We start from the raw sequence: 24429 nt of genomic DNA, 5'->3' as shown, positions 1-24429 counted from the left end.
ATCAGATGTAAATGCTCATTCGTTGGTAACGTAGCTACCCCTTTATTGATAGCGACTGGGCATTGTTGGTAATTTACTGTTTTTAAAGGATTTTCATAAGGTTAAGGTGTATATTTTCAATAACTATTCACACTAGGAAAAACACATGAAAAAATATACATCCTTAATGGTGGTAGCTACTTTAGGTGCTACTCTTCCTCTCTCAGGCCACGTGTTCGCTCAAGACTCGACGTTGAAAGAAGTGCAAAATGCTATTTCAAAGGGCGACACCGATATAAGCATGCGCTATCGGTATGAACGCGTCGATCAAGACAGCATTGATAAAACCGCCAACGCCTCTACCTTGCTTACTCGACTGACTTATAAAAGTGCCGACCTTAATGGCTTTTATGGCGTGTTTGAAGTGGATAATATTACCGCTATTGGTAATGAAAACTATAACAGCACGGTAAATGGAAATACGGTTTACCCTGTGGTGGCCGACCCAACCCTTACCGAGGTTAATTTGGCTTTTGTAGGTTATAAGACAGGTGGTTTTGATTTGTCATTTGGGCGACAGCGCATCAATCACAATGACCAGCGATTTGTGGGTGGGGTAGCGTGGCGTCAAAATGAACAGACTTACGACGCTTATAGAGTGCAATATGCAGATGAAGGCAAATTCAAGTTTGACTACAGCTATGTGTATAATGTTAATCGCATTTTTGGCCCCGATAGCCCAAATGCTGACCTACAGGGCAATATTCATTTGCTCAACGTTAACTATAACTTGGATAAAACGCATAAACTGACCGCTTATGCATACGAACTAGACTTTGATACTGCCTTAGCCATTTCAACGCGCACCGTAGGGGCAAGTTACGATGGTAATGTTGGAGATATAAAACTGCATGCCGCTTATGCGGTTCAGTCAGACACCGGCAATAACCCTAATAACTTCTCAACGCAATATGTAGCGTTAGAGCTAGGTACTAAAGTGTCGGCAGTAAATGTAGGTATTGGCTACGAATCTCTTGGCAGCGATAATGGCGTAGGCTTCACTACTCCCCTTGCAACCTTGCATAAGTTCCAAGGCTTTGCAGACAAGTTTCTAAATACGCCGGGGGTAGGTGTTAATGACTTGTATGTCAAAGCATCGGGTAAAATCGGTAAAGTCAACCTTACCGCGGTGTATCATCAACTGGACTCTGATGTAGGTTCAATTGACTACGGTAATGAGCTTAATTTGATTGCGACTTATCCTGTTGCAGATAAAGTAAGCTTGTTATTGAAGTATGCAAATTATAGTGCCGATGGCTTTGCGGTAGACACTAACAAATTCTGGAGTATGGTTAACTTCAAATTCTAAGGCGCCGCCTTATTGTTACATTCTCATTTTATGGGGGCTCAATAGCATACATTTGAGCCCCTATTGTTATCAAAAATGCACTGAAAACCCACCGCCAGGCTTGTACCTCTTTGGGGGTATTCCTTCAGACTAATTACAAAAGTGCATTCTATAGTCCACAATTTAATCATTACTTAACTCCGAGCTTTATTTTCTAAGGTGTGTCGTTGCGGTTTAGCGATAGCTATGAAATGTAAGCCGCGTTGCGAATAAACATTAAATTTCTTCTCAACGCCTGGTTAACCAGAGAAATCTGCTAGCCTCCCGGCAATTGGAAAGGTGTTTAACGTGCAACTAGAAGATACATTTGGCAGAAAATTTAAGTACCTGCGCCTTTCAATCACTGAATTGTGCAATTTTAGATGCAACTATTGTTTGCCTGATGGCAACGCTTGCGATACACCCACTGGCGGGCTTAGCATCCGCCAAATTGAGACTTTGGTGCAGGCCTTTGCAAAAATGGGGACAAGTAAAATACGTATTACCGGTGGTGAGCCAGCGCTCCGTAAAGACTTGGTCGATATCATTTCCCTATGCAAGCAAACCCCTGGTATAGATAAAGTGGCATTGACCACAAATGCTTATCGTTTAAACAAGGACGCACAAAAGTATAAAGATGCAGGTCTTGATGCGCTAAATGTTAGTGCCGATAGTCTTGACCCTCGGATGTTTGCTGCAATTACCGGTAAAAAGAAATTAGAGGATATCCTGCAGGGTGTGGATTCAGCGCTAGCTGCTGGGATTAAGACGGTGAAATTTAATACCGTGATGCTTAAACAGTTTAACTACAAAGAATTAAGTAGCTTTTTGGCTTATTTAAAACAGCATGAGGTCACTTGGCGTTTTATTGAGCTAATGCAAACGGGTGATAATCAGGTGTTTTTTGAGCGCAATCATGTGCCAGGTCAAGCCATCAAAAATACCTTACTCACGCAAGGTTGGGAACGCATTATTCGAGGCGGTGACGCTGGGCCTGCTCAAGAGTTTTCACACCCTGACTATCGCGGAAATATTGGCTTGATCATGCCTTATAGCAAAGACTTTTGTGACACTTGCAATCGTTTGAGAGTGTCGTCTCAAGGGAAGCTACATTTGTGTCTGTTTGCTAATGAAGGGCATGACATTTTGCCCTATCTTGAAGCTGGCGATGTGGATGCGACGATAGAGGCTGTTGGTCTTTCTATGAAAGATAAAAAAGCGACACATTTCTTACAAGAAGGTTTTACAGGCGCTACCAAGCAGTTAGCTATGCTTGGCGGTTAACACCAAAAATCGACGGTAAAGCCAAACTGATCATAAATAACATAAATCGAAATAACAGGATACAACAGATGAAAGACAATCAAGAAAACCGAAACGTGATGGGCGTAGTCCTTGCCGGTGGCCTTTCGTCTCGTATGGGCAAAGACAAGGCACTGCTTAAAATCGCTTCTTCAACCATGATAAAGCGCACAGAGCGGCTATTACGCAATACTTCGGTTGATAAAGTGGTGATTAGTCGAAACGATGGAAACCCTTCTCACTTTTCAGATCTCATCTCGGGTGCGGGCCCTCTTTCTGGCATTCATAGTATCGCGACCCGCTTTCCACATTATAACCTGTTAATTCAACCGGTAGACCTGCCATTAATGGATACAAAAAACCTAGAATCATTGATTGCATGTGGACGAGAGCAATCAAAAAATGTCAGATTTAAAGGCAGTAATTTGCCACTATTTGTGCAAAACACCCCTCAATTTAGACAAATCCTAGATTACACGCTTAAGTGCACGCAATCGTACTCAGTTGCGCGGCTTTGTTCACACTTTTTGATGCTAGAGCTTCGAGTAAGTGCCGGTTCAAAAATATTTAATACCAATACTCCTGAACAATGGCGCTTCGCAATGCAACACTTTGAGAAAAATCATCAACCAAATACACAGGAGGCGCGCTATGAGTCATTCTAATAAAACGTTTGAAGCGCTAAATATCGCGGTACTTACCGTATCTGACACAAGAGATCAAACCACTGATACGTCTGGCGAGTTTTTGGCCGTAAGCGCCAGTGACCAAGGCCATCAAGTCGTTCGCCGAGATATCGTGATAGACGATGTTTACCTTATTCGAGCGAGAGTATCGGAGTATATCGCTGATCCGAATGTGCAAGCGATATTAATTACTGGCGGTACAGGATTTACACAACGAGACTCAACGCCTGAGGCGGTCGCTCCCCTATTTGATAAGGAAGTAGAAGGCTTTGGCGAACTTTTCAGGCATTTGAGCTATCAAGAAATTGGAACCTCGACCATTCAATCCCGCGCAATATCTGGCTTAGCCAATAACACAGTAATTTTTTGTGTACCGGGGTCGACGGGTGCATGCAAAACAGCGTGGAACGGCATTATTAAGCAGCAGCTAGATGGTGCACAAGGACCTTGCAACTTTGTTCCCCATCTAAAGCGTGTCAATGTTGCTGCCAAATCAGATGCTAATGATTCAAGTCAATTTCAGCAGCAGCTTTGTAGGTCCCGCTCATGAGTACATCCACAATCGGCAGTGCTAACCTAACTCACGTGGATGAGCATGGCGCGGCTAATATGGTGGATGTTTCAGGCAAACAAGAGACAAGAAGAGAGGCAACAGCAATCGGCGCTATCTCGATGAGCGCTGAGACACTGTTAAAAGTGCAGCAGAACAAAATGGCAAAGGGAGATGTGTTAAGCACCGCTAGGATAGCCGGCATACAGGCGAGTAAGAATTGTGCCAACTTAATTCCACTGTGCCATCCATTGATGTTGAGTAAAGTTAGTATCGATTTTGAAATGGATGAACAACATAATGAAATTCGCGTGTTATGTCATTGCAAATTAGATGGGGTAACAGGCGTTGAAATGGAAGCGTTAACGGGGGTGTCTGTTGCGCTATTGACTCTATTTGATATGTGTAAGGCGGCAGATCCAAGCATGATCATCTATGCTATAAGAGTGTTAGAAAAATCAGGCGGTAAGTCTGGCGTCTGGAGGCGAGAAAATGATCCAAATTAAATTTTTTGCAAGTCTACGAGAACGTCTTGGTGTAGCGTCTCTGAATTTTGAGTACTCAGGTCAAAGGACTGTCAGTGACCTGCTTCGTGAATTATTAGAAAAAAGCGAGCAGTGGAGCGTATTAAAAGAAAATGATGTGCTCATAGCAGTAAATCAAACGCTTTGTGGTGCAGATGCGCGCATAAATGACGGGGATGAAATTGCGTTTTTCCCTCCGGTAACGGGTGGATAATTATGATACGCGTCCAGCAAGAGGATTTTGAGCACTGTGTTGAGTATCAAGCACTTCGGGATAATGCCGACAGTGATGGCGCTATCGTAACGTTCACCGGTTTGGTGAGAGAGTTCAATCCTCAAGGTGCGGTATCGAGTGTTGTCATTGAACATTACCCTGGCATGACCGAAAAGTCGCTGATGAAAATCTGCTCAGCTGCAAGAAAGCGCTGGGAGCTCGGTCATATTCGCTTGATTCATCGAGTGGGGCAGCTTGAGGCAACCGAACAAATTGTGTTTGTTGGTGTGACCTCAAAACATAGAAAGAATGCGTTTGAAGCGACAGAATTTATTATGGATTACCTAAAAACCAATGCGCCTTTATGGAAGCAGGAAGGCACATCAACAGGTCTGAAATGGGTGGAAACTAAATCCAGTGATCATCAAGCGATAAAGCGTTGGTTTGAGCCCCATTCATCATTATAAAACCTGTTTTCTATCGTCGTATTTTTTGTTGTATGTCCTTATCGCATAAGCGATCACATTAGCACTTGCCTCTAGCGCGCTCTGCGTCCCTTGATTGTTTTAAAATCCCTAAGTCATTGGCGTCTCGGCTTTGTGGGAAAACCCACCATTTAATCGCATTTTAAGAGGTGAAACTTTGATCCAGATCATACTACATGTTGTGTTCTAAGAGTATAAAAACACTACATATAGTGTTTTGGAGTGTTAATGTTTAACTCTTTCGAGCCCCAGGTTTTATTTCAAGAAGTCCCAGATCATATTAGCTTGTGCTTTACCATTACTGGTTGCCCTTTACGTTGTAAAGGCTGTCATAGCAAAGATACTTGGCCAAGCACTGCAGGTACGCATCTGAGTGATGAACGCTTTAACCGTTACCTAACTCAGTACTCTCAATATGTGAGCTGTGTGCTGTTCTTCGGCGGAGAATGGTGCTTAGAAGCACTATGTTCAAAACTAAAAAAAGCACGTGAAAGCGGCATGAGTACCTGTTTATATACGGGTCTTAACGACGTACCCGACACACTTAAAAGTTTACTTACTTATATAAAAACAGGTCCATATATTCGCACGCTAGGTGGACTTGAAAACCCCAACACTAATCAGCGCTTTATAGAGCTTGCAAATGAGCAAGTATTAAACATTAAATTTCAGGAGTCTTCACTCAATGCTACCACTTAATCAAGAACACATTAATCATAAGCTAGATTTCATTGCTAACTATCTAGGAGCCGACAATGCCGCCGATGGCGCGACTTTAGACGCAAACGCTAACGTAACGAGTAAAAATATTGCTACTTTAGAAGCTGAGCTTATGAAAGACTTCTTTATTCAAGTTAATCGTGCGTCGGTCAAACAAAAAATACAAACGCTTTTTGGCGCCCCGTTGGCTAAAGAATATGAGCGACAAATTCGTCAACATGAAATATATGTGCACGACGAAACGAGCTTAAAACCCTATTGTGCATCTATTACCATGTATCCGTTCTTGTTAGATGGCTTAACCAAACTTGGCGGCGAATCGAAAGCCCCGCAGCATCTGTCATCATTTTGTGGCAGCTTTGTGAACTTAGTTTTTGCCATTAGTGCACAATTTGCTGGCGCCATTGCGACAGTAGAGTTTTTAATGTACTTCGATTATTTTGCGCGCAAAGATCTTGGCAACGAGTATCTGACCACGCATAAAAAAGAGATAGAAAATCATCTACAACATGTGGTCTATGCGATTAACCAGCCCGCAGCCGCCAGAGGTTACCAAAGCGTATTTTGGAATATATCCTTATACGACAAGTATTACTTTGACGCCATGTTTGGAGGTTTTGTGTTTCCTGATATGACCGCTCCTAAGTGGCAAAGTATCGAAAAACTTCAAGGCTTTTTTGTTGACTGGTTTACCCAAGAAAGAAGCAAAGCTATTTTGACATTTCCAGTCGTTACCGCTGCAATGCTGACGGAAAATGGAGCAGTTAAAGATGCAGCCTTTGCGCAAATGTGCGCTCGCTCAATGAGTCAAGGCGCGTCATTTTTTGTGTATCAATCTGACAGCCCAGACTCTCTGGCATCATGTTGTCGCTTGCGTAATGAAATTTCAGACAATACCTTTTCATACAGTTTAGGTGCCGGTGGCGTTTCTACAGGCTCGATTAATGTCATTACCATGAATATGAATCGACTCATTCAGAAAGGTATGGACATTAAGAAGACGGTTGAGAATATTCAAAAGTATCAAGTTGCTTATCGCGCGCTCGTTGAGGAGTATTTAACAGCAGGCGCGCTTTCTGTGTATAGCGCGGGTTTCATTGATTTAAAAAAACAGTATCTTACTATTGGCATAAATGGCATGGTCGAGGCCGCCGAATTTTTAGGCATTCGTGTCGATAATAATAACGACTATAAGCACTTTGTTCAGCAACATTTAAGAACCATTTACGACGCCAATAAGCGCGCTACCAAAGAATATGGATATATGTTCAACACTGAGTTTGTGCCGGCGGAAAACCTCGGTGTAAAAAATGCCAAATGGGATCGAGAAGATGGATTTTGGGTCACGCGAGACTGTTATAACTCATATTTTTATGCCGTTGAAAATGCGGGTATTAATCATCTCGATAAATTTTTCATGCATGGGCATGAAATGACGCGCTATCTCGATGGTGGATCTGCGCTTCATGTCAATTTAGAAGAAACCTTAACAGAAAAAAACGCACTGCGGATTTTAAACATCGCAGCTCAAGCGGGTTGTAACTACTTTTGTATTAACGTAAAAATTACCATATGCAATGAGTGCGAGCATATCGATAAACGTACTTTATCTGCTTGTAGCGCATGTAATTCAAAAGATATTGATTATGGCACGCGTGTGATTGGCTACTTGAAGCGAGTCTCTGCATTTAGTAAAGGTAGACGACATGAGCATGATATACGCCACTATCATCGACAAACTAAGGAGTATAGTGCATCACCCGACGAGGCATATAAGGTTTAGTAAGGTTAAATTGCGCTCGGCTTGGACCAAATAAATCCTAACACGGCCAATATGATGCTTATTACAAGTCCTCTAACCCAATAGTTGTTAATCATATAAATCAGCGGGTAGGAAATCATGATAAGCATTAAAACGCTCGCAATCCATTTGGTCTTGAGCCGTATTATGTGATTAGTGTGCCAATCGCTTATCACTGGACCAAAATACGCATTGTTCATTAGCATCTGGTGAACCCGGTCAGAGCTTTGTGAAAAAAAGTAGGCTGCTAACAATAAAAATGGCGTAGTGGGGACTAAGGGTAAAGCTACGCCGATAACAGCTAGCGCGAAAAATAACCAGCCTAAACATAAGAGGAACCCGCGCCGCATTAGGCTACTTGACGAGAGTGCTAAAAGGTAAAATGTTTACCGATTCACCCTCTAACACTGCGCCGCGCACATTTTCTAGCACCGCATAACAATTGCTATCGCTAAAACCAGAGAGTACTCCTGAACTTTGGGAAACACTAGGCGTGACGCAAAGCTCCCCCGAGTCGTCGGCATAGTAATATGCTCTTTGATAGTCTGTCCTGCCTGGGCGCTTTTTCATTGCACTTTTTGCCACAGCTTTCAGTGGCACTGTCACCGGGCTTGATTCTCCAGCCAAATAAGCAAGTGCGGGGGCGGCAATTTGATCAAAAGTAACAGCCGATGAAACTGGGTTGCCCGGTAAACCAAAAAAGATGCTGTCGCTTAAGCGGCCAAACGCTAAGGGCTTGCCCGGTTTTATTGCAAGCTTCCAAAAATCAATCTGGCCGTACTCTTCTAAGATTTCTCTTGTGTAGTCAGCCTCGCCAACAGAAACGCCGCCACTGGTTATGACGCAGTCAGCAAGGTTATTCGCCTTTTCAAAGGCTGCTTTAATATCGGCTTTACTGTCGGCGATGATGCCTAGGTCAATGACCGATGCCCCTAGACGTTCTAACATAGCAATGAGCATTGGACGGTTACTGTCAAAGATTCGATCTTCTCTAGCCGTTTCACCGGCGGCTAACAATTCGTCACCCGTAGAAAACACCGCTACACATAGGCGGCGTACAACAGGTACTTTATTGATGCCTAATGAAGCTAACAAGCCAATGTCAATTGGGCTGATTCGTTTGCCTTTTTGCAGTACCACACTGCCAAGCTTTATATCATCACCGGCAGGCCTAATAGCATCGCCTTGTTTTACCTTGCCAGTGAAGCTTATTTGAAGCTCATCGGCTTTGGTATTCTCTTGCATCACCACTGTATCTGAGCCGTTTGGAATTTGCGCGCCGGTCATAATGCGAACGCACTCACCTTCCTTCACCTCTTCCATAAACGCCGTTCCTGCAAAGCTTTTTCCTATCTGCTTAAGGGTAGCGGTGAATTGCAAGTCACTTGCTCTGATCGCATAACCATCCATTGCTGAATTATCATAGGCTGGGACATTAATGGGTGAAACGATATCTTCAGACAACACCCTTCCAAGGGCATTGTGAAGCGCGCAGTGCTCACGCGCATTTATGGGTGTTATCGCGCGAAAAATCATATCTTTCGCTTGTTCAATGGGCATTAGTCCCGGCGCATCACATCCGCACTTCATTGTTTATACTCCGTTTTGGTGATTGACCATCCATACGGCGGCCTCTACACGCGAACGTAAATTGAGCTTTTTAAGAAAGTGTTTAACATGCACTTTGACCGTGCCATCGGAGATATCTAGCTCGCGAGCAATCAGTTTATTGCTCATGCCTTTCGCAATTAGCTTCAGAATTTCTAGCTCTCGACTGGTTAAACTGGCCAATGCACGACTACCCGCGCGTTCAGGCTTTCTAAGTGCTGTGGCTAGAATTTCTGTGAGCTTTGCGCTCATCACCATTTTGCCCAGCGCGGCTTCTTTTAGTTTGTCGACAAGTTCTTCAGGGTCCATGTCTTTCAATAAATAACCGTCTGCACCGGAGCGAATAGCCTCCACTACATCTTCGTCATTATCAGAAACGGTTAACATGATTATGCGTGAGTCTACGCCCTTGTCTCGCATTATCTTCAGTGTTTCTAGACCATCCATGCCTTGCATGTTCAAATCAAGTGTTATCAGATCAGGCTCTAGTGAAAGCGCTAATTCTATGGCTTCTTGGCCGGAGGAAGCCTCACCAATAACGGTTAAATCATCTTCAAATTCAAGTAGCTGATTGAGCCCCTTTCGCAATAAGGGATGGTCATCTACCATCATGATTGACGCGGGTTGATCATTAAACATGCAGTTCTTCCTTTGGCGTTGGTGTGTGGCGACGATTCGTACATTAAACCGTTACAGACACCACTATACATCATCATATTCATCAACAATAAGTTTCTTTGGGGTAAAGCGACTACCTACAAGTAGGTAACTGACTACCCATGTTCAAGTCCTTACTAGATGCGGACTACAGACAGCTTTCGAAGAGAATTAAGGTGGTTTTTTATCAGTACTACCTTGGTTTGTTTGCCTACAATAATCCTCAGATATACCTATCAATGCAGATTGTGAGTGAGGCCCGTGTGGACCATAGTGCATGTAATTTATTGAAGACGACATTGACTGGAGAATGCATATGTCAGATCTACACAAGTGGGATCCGGAAGACACAGAGTTCTGGGAGAAAGAAGGTAAAAAAATCGCTAACCGTAATCTATGGATTTCGATACCAAGCTTATTAGCAGGTTTCGCGGTTTGGTTATATTGGGGCATCATTACTGTGCAGATGCTCAACTTAGGGTTTGATTTTGCAAAGGCAGAGCTATTTACCCTAATGGCAATAGCCGGATTAACTGGCGCAACACTGCGTATTCCTAGTAGCTTTTTTATAAGGCTGTGTGGTGGGCGCAACACCATGTTCTTTACTACAGCGCTGTTGATGGTACCTGCCGTTGGCGCTGGATTTGCCTTGCAAAACCCAGATACGCCACTGTGGCATTTTCAGCTTCTAGCACTATTGTCGGGTTTTGGTGGAGGAAACTTTGCCTCATCTATGTCAAATATAAGCTTCTTTTTCCCCAAAAAACAGCAGGGCTTAGCGTTGGGACTCAACGCTGGACTGGGCAACTTTGGTGTTACAACCATGCAAATTGTCGTGCCATTATTTATGACATTTGCTGCCTTTGGCGCGCTAAGCGGCGACCCTCTGGTGTTAGTTAACGCATCGGGTACGCTTATTGGTAAAATACCTGCAGGTACCGAGAGCTATATCTCTAATGCTGGCTTTGTCTGGCTCTTGCTTCTCGTACCATTATTCTTCCTAACATGGTTTGGAATGAACAACATCCGTACGCCAGAGGTATCCCCAAATATTGGCAACCCATTAACATCCTTTGCACTCATCACGGTAATGCTTACTATTGGTCTTGTGATTGCCGCCGTGGGTTTATGGTTAATGCTGCCAGAAAGCGCTAATGGCTCCGGTTTTGGTGTGCCTAAAGAGCTTGTACTGGTGCTAGTTGTTGCCGCTACGGTTATCGCGCTTAAAGTCTTACCGGGTGCCATTGGCCAAAGCCTTACTCGTCAGTATCAAATTTTCAACAATAAACATACGTGGGTAATGAGCATTATCTACACTATGACCTTTGGCTCATTCATTGGGTTTGCGGCATCCTTCCCGCTGGCAATAAAGGTTATCTTTGGCTATAGCCATGTTATGGTTGATGGGGTCATGACCCACGATACTATTAATGCAAATGGCCCTAGTGCACTTATGTATGCTTGGATGGGTCCATTTATTGGTGCACTCATTCGTCCTGTTGGCGGTTGGATATCAGATAAATTAGGCGGCGCTTTTGTGACGCAAGTGTGCTCCATTGTGATGATTGGCAGTGCCTTAGGTGTTGCTTATTATATGAAGCAAGCTTATCAGTCGGCTACGCCTGAAGAGTACTTCATTCCGTTTTTCGTCTTATTCCTATTATTGTTTGCGGCTACTGGTATAGGCAATGGCTCAACGTTTAGAACCATCGCCATGGTGTTCCCAAAAGAACAGGCTGGTCCTGTGTTAGGTTGGACGTCAGCGGTTGCTGCCTACGGTGCGTTTTATATCCCTAAAGTGATTGGTGAGCAAATAACAGCAACCACACCAGAGGTGGCGCTGATAGGTTTTGCGGTGTTTTATGGCGTGTGCGTACTCATTAACTATTGGTTCTATTTGCGCAAAGACGGTGAGTTTTATAACCCATAGCATATGACGTTAAAGCGTTTTACGTACAAGGGGGGCATGCATAGTTATGCTCCCTGCATCAAAGAACATTGAAAGTGGTTGTGCCTTCTAGCTCTATAGAGGGCGATAAATAGCGAGGTTATCATGAATTTTGAGCGAACCAGCGCTTCGGAGATTGCCGTAAATTTGCCAGGTGCAACGGCGGTTTTTTTTGCCCATAAAATAAACTTTTGCGCCCAGAACCATGAAGCCTTAGGGGTGGCAATGCAAAATCGGCCTGCCGATGCCGAGCGCATTTATGCCGAATTACAAAGCATTATCGATAGGCAAGAGCACATACAAGAATTCGATACATGGCCTAAACAGCAGATTATTGAATACATTGTCACTCGCTTTCATGATGTACACAGGCAACAGCTACCTGAACTCATTCGTCTGGCAGAAAGAGTTGAGACAACGCATGTTGATAGCAAGTACTGCCCTATTGGCCTGACCCAGTATTTAGTGCAAATACAAAATGAACTTGAAGAGCACATGCAAAAAGAAGAGAACGTACTTTTCCCGATGCTAGCTCAAGAGCATTTATCTCTTCCAGCTGGGCCTATTCAGGTAATGAAGCGCGAGCATGATGATCACTTATCACACATAAGTGACATTTTTGAAATTACAAACGACATCCAGTTGCACCCAGATGCGTGCAACTCTTGGAAGGCGCTTTATTTGGGTTTACAGGCTTTTATTAACGACATCTATATGCATATTTTCATTGAAAACAATGTGTTGTTTGTTAGATAAAAGCGGCTTATTCATACACTCTTTTATCCATTCTGTGCTGAGAGCGCCTCTTCACGAGCATATTCGGGTGTGAAACTAAATCTCACTTGAGTTCCGTTTGGTGAGGCTTTCTCAATATTCAGCGTGCCATCTAAATTTCGGCTACGCTCCACCATTATTGCCAAACCATAATGATTTAGCTTATTTGGGTCACCCGGAATACCAATGCCATTGTCTGTCACGCACAAAGTAACTTCCGATGAGGTATTGTTTGTAATAGCGATAATGATTTCACTCCCTTTTGAGTGATAGAAAGCATTCTGAGTGGCCTCTCTGGCAATTTGTAATAGATGAATTTCTTCTTGTGGTGTAAACGGTATGTTTTCTACGTCGTATTGCAAAGTAAAGGTAAATGAATCAGAGCGAGTTTTGAGCTGTTCTATGGTTTGCTCCAAAGCTGCTTTGATGCCTTGCCCATCTAATTTAAGCCTAAAGGTGGTAAGTAGCTCCCGTAACTCACTGTATGCCGCCCCCAACCCGTTTTTAAGCTCGTTGATAACTAAATCAATTTGTTCTTGTGCATTTTCCATTTTTTGTAAACGTTGCAAGCGAGTAACTTGTATTTTCAAATACGAGAGTGCCTGGGCTAAACTATCGTGCAGCTCTCTTGCAATGACCGTTCGTTCGTTCATTAACGCCACACGTCGGCTTTCATCTTGACGGTGCTTGCGACTTAACCCATTGGCAATTTGCTCGGCTACAGATTCAAAGAGTTGGTTTTGCCAGTCATCAAAGTGCTGACTCTCTTTGGGGTTGACCGTTAATACGCCGTAATTGTATTCACCTAGAGTGAGCTGATAACGCATCTGATTGCTGGCTTTGGGGAAAATTGCATTATGTTCAGTACAATCACCGCATTGGTGACGAATGCATTTTTCTGGCAGTTCTTTGTTTGCGGTTACAAGATGCTCATAAGGACCATTGCCCTGTGCGGTCATGATGCATAAATCTAGGTCAGGGTTTCCGGTGACACTGGCTAGTCGTTCTAGCAGTGATTTGAAATCAATCGTGTTTGGATCGCTGTTGTTCATGCGACGCGATATCTCATACAACACATCGAGAGATTCATTAGAACGGGATAGTTTTTGTGTTTTTTGTTTTACCAATGACTCTAATTGACTGCGGGAGCGGTATACAGAGTCACTCATTTTGTTGATTGTACGAGCGAGCAAGGCAAGCTCATCTTTTCCACTTTCGTCAGCTCTTGCGGTAAAGTCCCCTCTGCCAATTTGTTTTGCTACATCGGTTAGGCGAGACAAAGGCTTATCGATATGTCGATTCACAATCATCATTGCAAAAGCGATTAGCAGCAGGGTACTAAATAAAGCGATGCTTTGAATAAGCCTGATGGTTGCAATATTGCTTTCAGCGTGCATTTGATAACTCGATACAAGTTCATTGAGCTCTTCAATAAAGGTTTGCGTCGCAATGTTAAGCTCAGCGCCATCAACTGAAGAGCTCCTCTGAGCGTCAATAAGCATGGGCTTAATTTGCCCAAACCACTGCGTGGTTAACTGTTCTAGCAGTACTTCCGAGTTGTTTGCACCCATAAGAGCCTGTTTGTTAACCAATATCCCTTTGGTCAGGTCATCTTCGAAGGCGCTTATTAGCTCGGCGAATCGCTCAAAATGCGCAGGCGATTTATCTTGCAGTTGCACATGACTCACCAGACGATAGCTTTGCATGCGCAGGGAGCCGGCTACATTTATCGATGCTGCGTCAGTTTGCGCACTGTCACTTATAAACACAGAGCTAAACATACTTGCTACTGCTAAAAAGCTTACTGAAAACATCAGCGCGGCAATTTTAAATACAGTGGAATGGAAAAAATTTTGCATCATAAGCATGTACCTAAGGCCAAATTGTGTGAGTCAGAGGTGATACCTACAAAGACTAATGGTCGAAATATTTAAATCATTAATTGTGAACCACCAGTCTATACGCCTTTAAACTAAAGGAAAAGGCATATATTAACGCCTACCTCTTTGGTGGTATTAAGGTAGTTTGATGCCCATTTAGCCCTATTGTATAGCGTAAAAATATGGCTTTTAATCCAGACATAGCTTGAATTTGCAGCATTATTTGAAAGATATTTCAGTGCTGCATTCTTATTAACCAAGGAGTCTGGCGTGAGTCACTTTTTAGACAGATTGCAGTTTTTTAAACGCAAAGAAGAATCGTTTTCGGATGGTCATGGCGTAACAACCGAAGAAAATAGAGATTGGGAAGATGGTTACCGCCGTCGCTGGCAGCACGATAAAATCGTTCGCTCTACACACGGTGTAAACTGCACTGGCTCATGTAGCTGGAAAATCTATGTTAAAGATGGTCTAGTGACTTGGGAAACACAGCAAACTGATTACCCACGCACCCGCCCAGATCTGCCGAATCATGAGCCTAGAGGCTGTCCTCGTGGGGCAAGTTACTCTTGGTACATTTACAGTGCTAACCGCCTCAAGCATCCAAAGATTCGTAAGCGCTTGGTTAAGTTATGGCGCGCGGCAAAGCTAGAACATAAAGACCCTGTGCTCGCATGGGGCTCGATTGTTGAAAACCCAGAAAAAGCGAAAGAATATAAGCAGCAGCGTGGGCTAGGTGGCTTTGTGCGCGCGAACTGGTCTGAAGTCAATGAGATCATAGCGGCCAGTAACGTGTATACGGCCAAAACCTATGGACCTGACCGTATTACTGGCTTCTCACCTATTCCTGCCATGTCGATGGTTTCTTATGCGGCGGGCGCTCGGTATTTATCTCTCATTGGCGGCAACTGCCTAAGTTTTTATGATTGGTATTGTGACCTTCCGCCAGCTTCACCACAAATTTGGGGTGAGCAAACTGACGTGCCTGAATCGGCCGATTGGTATAACTCTAACTATATTATTTGCTGGGGCTCAAACGTACCTCAAACACGTACGCCAGACGCACATTTTTTAACTGAAGTTCGCTATAAAGGCACTAAAGTCATCGGCATTACGCCAGATTACTCTGAGGTGGCCAAGCTTACCGATCAGTGGCTAGCGCCGAAGCAAGGAACAGACGCCGCATTAGCCATGGCCTTTGGTCATGTCATTTTAAAAGAATTCCACCTAGAGAATCCGTCTAAGTATTTCACCGACTACGTAAAACGCTACACTGATTTCCCTGTGTTGGTCATGTTAGAAAAGGCTGAAGATGGTTCTTTACATCAAAGCCGTTTCTTACGCGCTTCTGACCTTAACGGGAATCTCGGCCAAGAAAACAACCCAGAGTGGAAAACTATTTCGATTAACGACAAAGATGGCGAGCTTGTCTCTCCAACAGGTTCGGTTGGCTATCGCTGGGGCGAAAAAGGCAAATGGAACATTACGCAGACCGATGGTAAGTCAGGTGATGAGCTTGATTTACGCGTCAGTTTAAAAGGCTCTCACGACGAATTAGTTGAGGTTGGCTTCCCATATTTTGGTGGCGCTGAGCATGAATTCGGCTACTTCCAAAACACCGAGCATGACGATATTTTGGTGCGTAAAGTACCCGCCAAAAAGCTCACCCTTGCTGATGGTACAGAGGCCTATGTCGCCACAGTGTTTGACTTAACCATTGCAAACTACGGCGTTGATAATGGCTATGACGACCCGAACGTTGCCTCAAGCTACGATCAAGACATTCCTTATACTCCTGCTTGGCAAGAGCAAATCACTGGCGTACCACGCTCAGAGGTGATTAAAATTGCTCGTGAATTTGCCGACAATGCTAACAAAACCCGTGGTCGTTCTATGATCATTGTGGGTGCGGGTATGAACCATTGGTATCACATGGACATGAACTACCGTGGCCTCATCAACATGCTAATGATGTGTGGTTGTGTTGGCCAAAGTGGCGGCGGATGGGCGCACTACGTGGGTCAAGAAAAGCTACGTCCACAAACTGGCTGGCAACCCCTTGCATTTGGCTTGGATTGGCAGCGTCCACCACGTCATATGAACGGTACATCGTTCTTCTATAACCACTCCAGTCAATGGCGTTATGAAAAGCTAGAAATGACCGAAGTTGTTTCTCCACTTGCTGATAAGAGCAAATGGTCTGGTTCTATCATCGATTTCAATACGCGCGCCGAGCGCATGGGTTGGTTACCGTCTGCACCACAACTTAATATGAACCCTTTACAACTTTGTAAAGATGCAGACGCGGCTGGAAAATCACCTCAAGAGTATGCAGTAGAGCGCTTAAAATCAGGAGACTTGGACTTCGCTTGTATGGAGCCTGAAAACCCTAAAAACTTCCCTCGTAATATGTTTATTTGGCGCTCCAATTTACTTGGCTCATCGGGTAAGGGGCATGAATACATGCTGCGTCACTTGCTGGGCACCAAGCACGGTTTGCTTGGTAAAGACCTAGGCGAAGAAGGCGGGAAAATGCCAGAAGACGTTAAGTTCGAAAAGCAGGCTGCGGAAGGTAAAGTCGACTTGTTGGTAACCCTAGATTTTAGAATGTCTACCACATGTTTGTATTCAGACATCGTTCTACCTACCGCAACATGGTATGAGAAAGATGATTTAAATACCTCTGACATGCACCCTTTCATCCACCCTCTAAGTGCAGCAGTTGACCCTGTTTGGGAATCTCGCTCTGACTGGGAAATCTTTAAGGGCGTCGCCAAAGCATTTTCAAAAATGGCAGAAGGGCATTTAGGTGTTGAGAAAGATTTAGTCACTGTGCCTATTTTGCATGATACGCCTGCGGAGATAGCCCAACCATTTGGTGTAAAAGCTTGGTGGAAAGGTGAGTGTGATCTCATTCCTGGTAAAACAGCCCCTAACATGGTGGTCGTTGAGCGTGATTATCCTAATACTTATGCCCGTTTTACTTCTATTGGTCCGGCCCTAGAAAAGTTAGGTAATGGCGGCAAGGGCATCAGTTGGAATACCGAAAAAGAGGTGGAGTTCTTAGGTGAGCTAAATCATAAGCATTTAGAAGAGGGTGTGAATAAAGGACGGCCGAAGCTAGAGTCGGCCATTGATGCCGCAGAAATGATTTTATCACTGGCGCCTGAAACCAATGGACAAGTCGCCGTGAAGGCATGGGCAGCGTTGAGCGAGTTTACAGGGCGCGATCATACCCATTTAGCGAAACCGAAAGAAGAAGAGAAAATTCGTTTCAGAGACGTTCAGGCTCAGCCGCGTAAGATCATCAGCTCCCCCACATGGTCAGGGCTTGAAGATGAACATGTATCTTACAATGCAGGCTACACCAATGTGCATGAATACATTCCTTGGAGAACGGTGACCGGTCGTCAGCAGTTCTATCAAGATCATGAGTGGATGCGCGACTTTGGTGAAACCATGTGTGTATACAAGCCACCCATTAATTTAAAAACCGTTAAGCCCATTATGAATAAGGACTCAAACGGCAATAAAGAAATTGCACTTAACTTCTTAACACCACACCAAAAGTGGGGTATTCACAGCACCTATTCAGACAACTTGCTGATGCTGACACTGTCACGCGGTGGTCCTGTTGTGTGGATGTCGGAGGTTGATGCAGCAAGAGCTGACATCGTGGATAACGATTGGATTGAGGTGTTCAATATTAACGGTGCCATTGCGGCAAGAGCCATTGTGTCTCAGCGCGTGCCAGAGGGGGTGAGCATGATGTACCACGCACAAGAACGTATTGTAAACGTGCCTGGCTCAGAGCTTACTAAAACACGCGGCGGGATTCATAACTCAGTGACTAGAGCGGTCATGAAGCCCACGCACATGATTGGCGGCTATGCGCAACAATCCTACGGATTTAATTACTACGGAACCGTTGGCTGTAACCGCGATGAGTTTGTCATTGTGCGCAAAATGGCGAAAGTTGATTGGCTTGACGATGATAGCGTCGACCAAAGCAAAGAAGAATTTAACAGTGTTGTTAACAACAATAAGGTAGAGGGCTAATCATGAAAGTTAGAGCTCAAATCGGCATGGTGCTAAACCTTGATAAATGTATCGGTTGTCACACGTGCTCAGTTACTTGTAAGAATGTTTGGACCTCACGCGAAGGTGTTGAATACGCCTGGTTTAACAACGTAGAGACTAAGCCTGGTATTGGTTATCCCAAAGAGTGGGAGAATCAAGAGAAGTGGAATGGCGGCTGGAAGCGTCATGCCAATGGAAAGCTAACGCCAAAACAAGGCGGTAAGCTGCGCATACTCGCAAATATTTTTGCCAATCCAGATTTACCTGGCATAGACGATTACTACGAACCGTTTGATTTTGATTATCAGCATCTACACAAAGCGGGTGAGAGTAAACACCAACCGGTAGCCCGTCCACGCTCGTTGATCACCGGTCAACGTATGGAAAAAATTGAATGGGGACCAAACTGGGAGGAGATTCTTGGTACTGAGTTCTCAAAACGTCGGGCCGACAGCAACTTTAACCAAATGCAGGCTGATATGTATGGCGAGTTTGAAAAAACTTTCATGATGTATCTACCGCGTTTATGTGAGCATTGCATTAATCCAGCTTGCGTAGCCTCTTGTCCCTCAGGCGCTATTTATAAGCGTGAGGAAGACGGCATCGTCTTGATTGATCAAGATAAATGTCGCGGTTGGAGAATGTGTGTAAGCGGCTGTCCTTACAAAAAAATCTACTATAACTGGAAAACTGGTAAGTCTGAAAAATGTATTTTCTGCTATCCGCGTATTGAAGCGGGTCAACCGACCATTTGTTCAGAAACCTGCGTAGGCCGAATTCGCTACTTAGGCGTCATGCTATATGACGCAGATCGCGTACAAGAAGCGGCATCAGTTGCAAACGACAAAGACCTATATCAAGCGCAGTGTGACATTTTCCTTGACCCATTTGATGAAAGTGTTCAAGAAGCCGCTCGCAAAGAGGGTATTCCTGACGCGTGGCTAAAATCGGCGCAAGAGTCACCGGTATACAAAATGGCAATGGATTGGAAGGTTGCATTACCTTTGCACCCAGAATATAGAACATTACCAATGGTTTGGTATGTGCCGCCTCTAAGCCCTATTCAAAATGCAGTAGCTGCAAATAAGGTACCCATGAATGGTGTGTTCCCTGACCTAAAATCATTGCGTATTCCGATGAAATATTTAGCGAACATGCTTACCGCTGGTGACGAAGCGCCCGTAGAGAAAGCATTAGAGCGCATGATGGCAATGCGTATATTTAAACGTTCACAACAAGTCGATGGCGAATTGAACTTAGACGCCTTAAACCAAGTGGGTTTGACCGAAGCGCAAGTTGAAGAAATGTATCGCTATATGGCATTGGCCAATTACGAAGACCGCTTTGTGATCCCAACCAGCCATAAGGCCTACGCGGAAGATGCTTACGATATGAAGTCTGGTTGTGGCTTTACTTTCGGCAATGGCTGCAGCGGCGGCGACAGTGAAGCGGACTTGTTTGGCGGTAAAAAACAAACAGTACGTCAAGTTATTCCAGTAGAGGTGCGCGACTAATGAAAATTTTAAGCCTTATTTCAAGACTCATCGATTATCCAAGCGACGAGCTATATGCTCACGCTGCGGATGTAAGTGATTATATTGCGGGTAATGAAGACCTTGCAGAGTCTGATAAAACAGCCTTGCAAGCTTTTGTGGCTCAGCGCTTTGGCGATAGCTTACTCGATTGGCAATCGGATTATGACGGTTTATTTGAGCGAGGGCGTTCGCTGTCTTTACTCATTTATGAGCATATTCACGGCGAATCCCGCGACCGAGGTCAAGCTATGGTCGACTTGCTGGAGCAATATAAAGCTGCAGGCCTTGACATTGGCGTGCGTGAATTGCCTGACTATATTCCATTATTTTTAGAGTTTGTCAGCACCCAAGGGAATGAAAATGCAAAAGGATGGTTGCAAGACATTGGGCCAGTACTAGCTTTACTCACCGTTAGGCTTGAAAAGCGAAAGTGTAATTATAGCAGCTTGTTTCAGGCCTTAGTGAACTTGTCTGAAGTAGACATCGATCTAGATGCCTTGCGCGAGCAAGTAAAAGAAGAAAAACGCGATGACACCAAAAAAGCCCTCGACAAAGTGTGGGAAGAGGAAGCCGTTACTTTTGGCGGTGATGCTACAAATGGTGGTTGTCCAACCAATACGTCTAAGCCTTCTGAATCTCAACGACGTGATCAAGATGTGCCTATTCAATTTATAGATGCTGCTAACAACATACGCAGCGAAGAAAGTGTAAGGGGTTAGTCATGCATATCATCGACACAATATTTTTTGGGATTTATCCATATTTAGCAACGGCTATTTTCTTTTTGGGTAGTCTTATTCGATATGATCGCGAGCAATATACTTGGAAGACAGGCTCTAGTCAGATGCTTAGCAGCAAAAACTTTCGGATAGCCAGCGTGCTTTTTCATGTCGGTATAATTGCCATTCTATTGGGGCACTTTGCAGGCTTGGTATTACCTTGGGAGATTTGGCACGCGCTAGGAATCAGTTTGGCCGCCAAGCAGGTAATTGCTATGGGCGTGGGTGGCTTCTTCGGTATTTTATGTTTTATTGGCCTAAGCATGTTGGTATACAGACGATTGTTCGACCCTAGAATAAGAGCGAACAGCAGCCTCATGGACACTGGTATTTTACTCTTGATTTACCTGCAGCTAATTATTGGTATGCTCACTATTGTTATCTCGACTGGTCATATGGATGGGTCAGTTATGTATAACCTAATGAGCTGGTCGCGTTATACCTTAACTTTTAGACCTGCTGAGGCTGTAGAATATATCTCCTCGGTACACTGGTTATATAAGATGCACGTAACGCTAGGCATAACTTTGTTTGTGTTATTCCCATTCAGCCGCTTAGTACATATTTGGAGTGTACCAGTGCAGTATGTACTTAGAAGCTACCAAGTAGTGAGACAGCGTTAAGCTACCAACGATACACTCATGGCTGAACTAGGGTGAGGAATACCCGCAAAATGGCAAGGACGCCTCGTTTATCCAATGCAAAGTGAAAGCAAGAATTTAAGTAAATCATGTGATTTTGCGCCCGTAAATAGGAACTAATAATGTCACTTACTAATACCCCAGAAATTACCGTGAACGGCAGTCTGATTTTAGCCTCTGCAATTGACACAGAAGTACAGTATCACCCCGCGGAAACTCGCAGGGAGGCCATGGTTCAAGCCGCTCAGTCATTAATCATCGCAGAGGTGATTGCCCAACAAATAAAAGAAAAAGGTATCGACGAAAAGGCCGACCGAGCGTCGATAGAAGCCAACCCAGAGCTGATAGATCAATTGTTCGCTTTAGAGATTGATATTCCAGAGGCCACAATGGAAGAGTGTGAGCGCTACTTTAAGGCAAATCCAGAGCAGTTCACCTCATCGCCGCTAGTTGAAACAAACCATATTTTGCTTGCAGCAGATCCCAAAGATTTGGAACACCGAGCAGAAACGCTTAGCGTGGCTGAAATCATTATTGAACAGCTAAAATCTAAGGAAATCAGCTTTGCAGAAGCTGCGAAAAAGTACTCTGTCTGCCCCTCAAAAGACCAAGGTGGCAATTTGGGACAGTTATCTAATGGTCAAACGGTAAGCGAATTTGAAAGACAAGTTTTCGCAGCAGATATCGGCTTGATGACAGTGCCTGTTGAGTCACGTTTTGGCTACCATGTTGTTGAAGTGGTTAGAAAGGTTGAAGGTAAGCCGCTAACGTATGATTTGGTTGAAGATAAAATCAAAAAATATTTAAATGACAAAGTACATAGAAAAGCGGTTTCGCAGTACTTACATCGCTTAGTTGCAGAAGCAGACATTAACGGCTTTGAGTTTAACTTCGATGAGTCAAGGGTAATGCAGTAGTGCCGCAAAAATGCTTGACGGCCTCTACCCCATTTTTCGTTTAAGGGGGTTAAAATGTCGCTTAAATATTCGTTGTAATCGGCAAGTTGATATTGATTGATAAGTAACGCAAGCATCTCGAATTAGTTTTATTTTTGTAGCACGCGCTAAAAACACCATTCACTTCGTTTGGCAGCAAAAAAATCCAAAAAAGCACGTACTTTGGGTTGAATAGGGCGTGACGGATGATAATAGGCATATACTTCTGCGCCCTCCCACCAGTGTTCTTCCAATATCGGTTGTAAGCGCTTTTCTGCCACAAGCTGGCGTATCGTAGCAGTATCAGCAGGTGCATTAATAATACCTAGCCCTGCCTCTGCGAGCTCTTGCAGACCTGTAACGGTTTTAATTTGACACTGTGCGTTAATAAAGTGGGGTTGTCCATCGTCGCCGCGCGCTACTAGCACATTGGTAGGTTGATTGTGGGAATAGCCAATCACTTTGTGCTGTTTTAGATCTTCAATCGTTGCCGGTATGCCGGCGTTGCGCAAATAGTCAGGCGACGCGAACAACCCATAAGCTGACTTCCATAATGACTTTTGCTTGAGGCCCGAGTAACGCTGCCCTAAGTATGGGCCTATCGCCCAAAAGATATCAAAGTCATCTTCTAAAATGTCAACAAGCCCTTCCTTAACGTCGAGCGTAATGCCTAGGTTAGGATACAGCTGCACAAACTCTGCGAGCCATGGAACGAGGGTTTCTCTAATTATTTCGTTGGATTGGCAAACAACGCGTAACTCGCCGCTAACTGTGTTTTCATTGTTTTGCCCCCAATCAACTAGCGATTGATAATGCTCCAATAGCCTTTCAGTTTTTAGTTTAAATTGTTGGCCAAATTCAGTTAACACCAACGTCCGACGGCTACGAATAAAGAGCGCCTGATTTAGCTCGGCCTCAAGTCTGCCTATTTGTTTACTTATTGCCATGACCGACTTCGCTTCTGCTTGTGCGACTCTCGACATATTGCCAGTGTCGGCAACTTTGCAAAATATGCGTAAATCTCTTGGATGCAACATTATTAAACCTTTAGTTTAAATATACTAAAAAATTAATCTATTTATTTATTAAGTGCAAGGCTTTACGCTTTGATCATTGCTAAGCGCGAGGAGAAAAAGCATGCATTTGCCAATGGGAGAATGGGTTTTATTGGTTGTCATTTTAGGGATGGTTGCTTTTAGCCTGTGGGAGGCCGACAAAGCAAAAGTTGCGGTGTTAGATGGGCATAAAACCAAGATAAGGGCATATAAAGAGGCAATGGTGTTTATGTGGATACCCACCGTGCTTTTAATGCTATTGCTACTTATTGGCACAATACTGCCATCAGCACTTGGTTTAACATGGCATAACTCATGGCGCAGTTGGGGTGGCGTAGCTTTAGCGTTAGGTGTTATAGGGTACTTTACTTACTCGGTGTATTCGCTTGGCCAATCAGCCGAAAAACGACACGCATACCGTAAGGCTATTGCGGGCAATCACGACTGGATGATGCCTTCAAACACATCTGAGCTGCGCTGGTTTACTCTTGGTCTTTCAGTGTCGGCTGGTATCTGCGAGGAATTGCTGTTTCGTGGGTTTTTGATTGGTGTACTGAGCCAAGAGATAGGGATTGTGACTAGCGTAACAGTCAGTAGTGTGTTGTTTGGTATGTGCCATCTGTATCAAGGTTGGAAAAACGTGCTACGAACGGCTTTAGTTGGTCTGGTACTAGCGCTTATATTTGTTTTTACTGAAGTGTTGTGGGTTGTTATCGCGCTGCATATTGCGGTTGATGTATACGGGGGCATAGTGGGTTATTTGTTAAATAAGTCTGAGCAGATAGTAGCATCGGAGTTAGGACTCGCTCGTGACTCAGGGTAGGTGATCGTAAACGCTATGTACAAGTGTTGGCTGTTATAGCATAACGCCGCTATAACCATAGCAACT

22 protein-coding genes and 1 riboswitch are annotated in these 24429 nt (G+C 44.1%); of the genes, 17 read left to right on the top strand and 5 right to left on the bottom strand.

The window, feature by feature from the left end:
* Nucleotides 1-145: 145 nt before the first annotated feature.
* From KJ365_RS10605 to nrdD, 9 genes are all read left to right on the top strand, one after another.
* Complete coding sequence (locus KJ365_RS10605; RefSeq protein ID WP_250884160.1) at nucleotides 146-1348, top strand: alginate export family protein; 1203 nt, start codon at nucleotides 146-148, stop codon at nucleotides 1346-1348.
* A gap of 165 nt (nucleotides 1349-1513) precedes the next feature.
* Nucleotides 1514-1684: riboswitch (molybdenum cofactor riboswitch) on the top strand.
* Nucleotides 1676-2650, top strand: coding sequence for a GTP 3',8-cyclase MoaA (gene moaA, locus KJ365_RS10600; RefSeq protein ID WP_214451629.1), 975 nt, complete (start codon nucleotides 1676-1678; stop codon nucleotides 2648-2650). It overlaps the preceding riboswitch by 9 nt.
* A gap of 68 nt (nucleotides 2651-2718) precedes the next feature.
* The gene (gene mobA, locus KJ365_RS10595; RefSeq protein ID WP_214451628.1) at nucleotides 2719-3333 is read left to right on the top strand and encodes a molybdenum cofactor guanylyltransferase; all 615 of its coding nucleotides are present in this window, start codon (nucleotides 2719-2721) and stop codon (nucleotides 3331-3333) included.
* Nucleotides 3320-3904, top strand: coding sequence for a molybdenum cofactor biosynthesis protein B (moaB, locus tag KJ365_RS10590; protein ID WP_214451627.1), 585 nt, complete (start codon nucleotides 3320-3322; stop codon nucleotides 3902-3904). Before mobA ends, moaB begins: the two co-directional genes overlap by 14 nt.
* Nucleotides 3901-4410 carry a cyclic pyranopterin monophosphate synthase MoaC gene (moaC, locus tag KJ365_RS10585; RefSeq protein ID WP_214451626.1) on the top strand — a complete coding sequence of 170 codons (510 nt, stop codon included), beginning with the start codon at nucleotides 3901-3903 and terminating at the stop codon, nucleotides 4408-4410. Before moaB ends, moaC begins: the two co-directional genes overlap by 4 nt.
* Nucleotides 4397-4642: a molybdopterin converting factor subunit 1 gene (gene moaD / locus KJ365_RS10580; protein WP_214451625.1), complete on the top strand. Its 246-nt coding sequence runs from the start codon at nucleotides 4397-4399 to the stop codon at nucleotides 4640-4642. The genes moaC and moaD overlap by 14 nt, the downstream gene beginning before the upstream one ends.
* Before the next feature lie 2 nt (nucleotides 4643-4644).
* Nucleotides 4645-5109: a molybdopterin synthase catalytic subunit MoaE gene (moaE, locus tag KJ365_RS10575; protein WP_214451624.1), complete on the top strand. Its 465-nt coding sequence runs from the start codon at nucleotides 4645-4647 to the stop codon at nucleotides 5107-5109.
* A gap of 246 nt (nucleotides 5110-5355) precedes the next feature.
* Nucleotides 5356-5826, top strand: coding sequence for an anaerobic ribonucleoside-triphosphate reductase activating protein (nrdG, locus tag KJ365_RS10570; RefSeq protein ID WP_214451623.1), 471 nt, complete (start codon nucleotides 5356-5358; stop codon nucleotides 5824-5826).
* Nucleotides 5813-7630: an anaerobic ribonucleoside-triphosphate reductase gene (gene nrdD, locus KJ365_RS10565; protein WP_214451622.1), complete on the top strand. Its 1818-nt coding sequence runs from the start codon at nucleotides 5813-5815 to the stop codon at nucleotides 7628-7630. The genes nrdG and nrdD overlap by 14 nt, the downstream gene beginning before the upstream one ends.
* A 5-nt stretch (nucleotides 7631-7635) precedes the next feature.
* On the opposite strand, the gene KJ365_RS17045 is transcribed toward nrdD, so the two are convergent.
* Genes KJ365_RS17045 through narL form a run of 3 tightly spaced genes read right to left on the bottom strand, consistent with a single transcriptional unit; the run spans nucleotide 7636 to nucleotide 9895 of the window.
* Nucleotides 7636-7998, bottom strand: coding sequence for a YbaN family protein (locus tag KJ365_RS17045; RefSeq protein ID WP_214451621.1), 363 nt, complete (start codon nucleotides 7996-7998; stop codon nucleotides 7636-7638).
* 4 nt (nucleotides 7999-8002) lie between these two features.
* Complete coding sequence (gene moeA, locus KJ365_RS10555) at nucleotides 8003-9238, bottom strand: molybdopterin molybdotransferase MoeA (protein WP_214451620.1); 1236 nt, start codon at nucleotides 9236-9238, stop codon at nucleotides 8003-8005.
* Between the two features lie 3 nt (nucleotides 9239-9241).
* Nucleotides 9242-9895 carry a two-component system response regulator NarL gene (gene narL, locus KJ365_RS10550; protein WP_214451619.1) on the bottom strand — a complete coding sequence of 218 codons (654 nt, stop codon included), beginning with the start codon at nucleotides 9893-9895 and terminating at the stop codon, nucleotides 9242-9244.
* Between the two features lie 334 nt (nucleotides 9896-10229).
* Here narL and KJ365_RS10545 point away from each other — a divergent pair, with 334 nt between their 5' ends.
* Entirely contained in the window at nucleotides 10230-11843 is a 1614-nt protein-coding gene (locus KJ365_RS10545; RefSeq protein WP_214451618.1) for an MFS transporter, read from the top strand.
* 243 nt (nucleotides 11844-12086) lie between these two features.
* Nucleotides 12087-12617, top strand: coding sequence for a hemerythrin domain-containing protein (locus tag KJ365_RS10540; RefSeq protein ID WP_214451888.1), 531 nt, complete (start codon nucleotides 12087-12089; stop codon nucleotides 12615-12617).
* Between the two features lie 23 nt (nucleotides 12618-12640).
* Here KJ365_RS10540 and KJ365_RS10535 read toward each other — a convergent pair whose 3' ends face one another.
* Nucleotides 12641-14497 (bottom strand): HAMP domain-containing protein, encoded by a 1857-nt coding sequence (locus tag KJ365_RS10535; RefSeq protein ID WP_250884159.1) that lies wholly within the window; start codon nucleotides 14495-14497, stop codon nucleotides 12641-12643.
* Between the two features lie 288 nt (nucleotides 14498-14785).
* Here KJ365_RS10535 and KJ365_RS10530 point away from each other — a divergent pair, with 288 nt between their 5' ends.
* The 5 genes from KJ365_RS10530 to KJ365_RS10510 all read left to right on the top strand — a co-directional run bounded on the left by KJ365_RS10530 (nucleotide 14786) and on the right by KJ365_RS10510 (nucleotide 22467).
* Nucleotides 14786-18574 carry a nitrate reductase subunit alpha gene (locus KJ365_RS10530; protein ID WP_214451616.1) on the top strand — a complete coding sequence of 1263 codons (3789 nt, stop codon included), beginning with the start codon at nucleotides 14786-14788 and terminating at the stop codon, nucleotides 18572-18574.
* 2 nt (nucleotides 18575-18576) lie between these two features.
* The gene (gene narH, locus KJ365_RS10525; protein ID WP_214451615.1) at nucleotides 18577-20109 is read left to right on the top strand and encodes a nitrate reductase subunit beta; all 1533 of its coding nucleotides are present in this window, start codon (nucleotides 18577-18579) and stop codon (nucleotides 20107-20109) included.
* Nucleotides 20109-20849: a nitrate reductase molybdenum cofactor assembly chaperone gene (gene narJ, locus KJ365_RS10520; RefSeq protein ID WP_214451614.1), complete on the top strand. Its 741-nt coding sequence runs from the start codon at nucleotides 20109-20111 to the stop codon at nucleotides 20847-20849. Before narH ends, narJ begins: the two co-directional genes overlap by 1 nt.
* Nucleotides 20850-20851: 2 nt before the next feature.
* A complete protein-coding gene (narI, locus tag KJ365_RS10515; protein WP_214451613.1) occupies nucleotides 20852-21532 on the top strand; it encodes a respiratory nitrate reductase subunit gamma in 681 nt (226 codons plus the stop codon).
* 140 nt (nucleotides 21533-21672) lie between these two features.
* Nucleotides 21673-22467 (top strand): peptidylprolyl isomerase, encoded by a 795-nt coding sequence (locus KJ365_RS10510; RefSeq protein ID WP_214451612.1) that lies wholly within the window; start codon nucleotides 21673-21675, stop codon nucleotides 22465-22467.
* A 146-nt stretch (nucleotides 22468-22613) separates the two neighbouring features.
* On the opposite strand, the gene KJ365_RS10505 is transcribed toward KJ365_RS10510, so the two are convergent.
* Nucleotides 22614-23522, bottom strand: a complete 909-nt coding sequence (locus tag KJ365_RS10505; protein ID WP_214451611.1) for a LysR family transcriptional regulator — start codon at nucleotides 23520-23522, stop codon at nucleotides 22614-22616.
* A 100-nt stretch (nucleotides 23523-23622) separates the two neighbouring features.
* Between KJ365_RS10505 and KJ365_RS10500 the strand changes: the two genes are divergently transcribed.
* On the top strand, nucleotides 23623-24363 hold the full coding sequence (locus KJ365_RS10500; RefSeq protein ID WP_214451610.1) for a CPBP family intramembrane glutamic endopeptidase: 741 nt from the start codon (nucleotides 23623-23625) through the stop codon (nucleotides 24361-24363).
* The last annotated feature ends 66 nt before the right edge of the window (nucleotides 24364-24429 follow it).

The sequence above is a fragment of the Glaciecola sp. XM2 genome (assembly GCF_018595715.1).
Taxonomy (GTDB): Bacteria; Pseudomonadota; Gammaproteobacteria; order Enterobacterales; family Alteromonadaceae; genus Glaciecola.
Note: the sequence above shows the minus strand (reverse complement) of the source record. Positions and strands in the feature narration are given on the sequence as shown.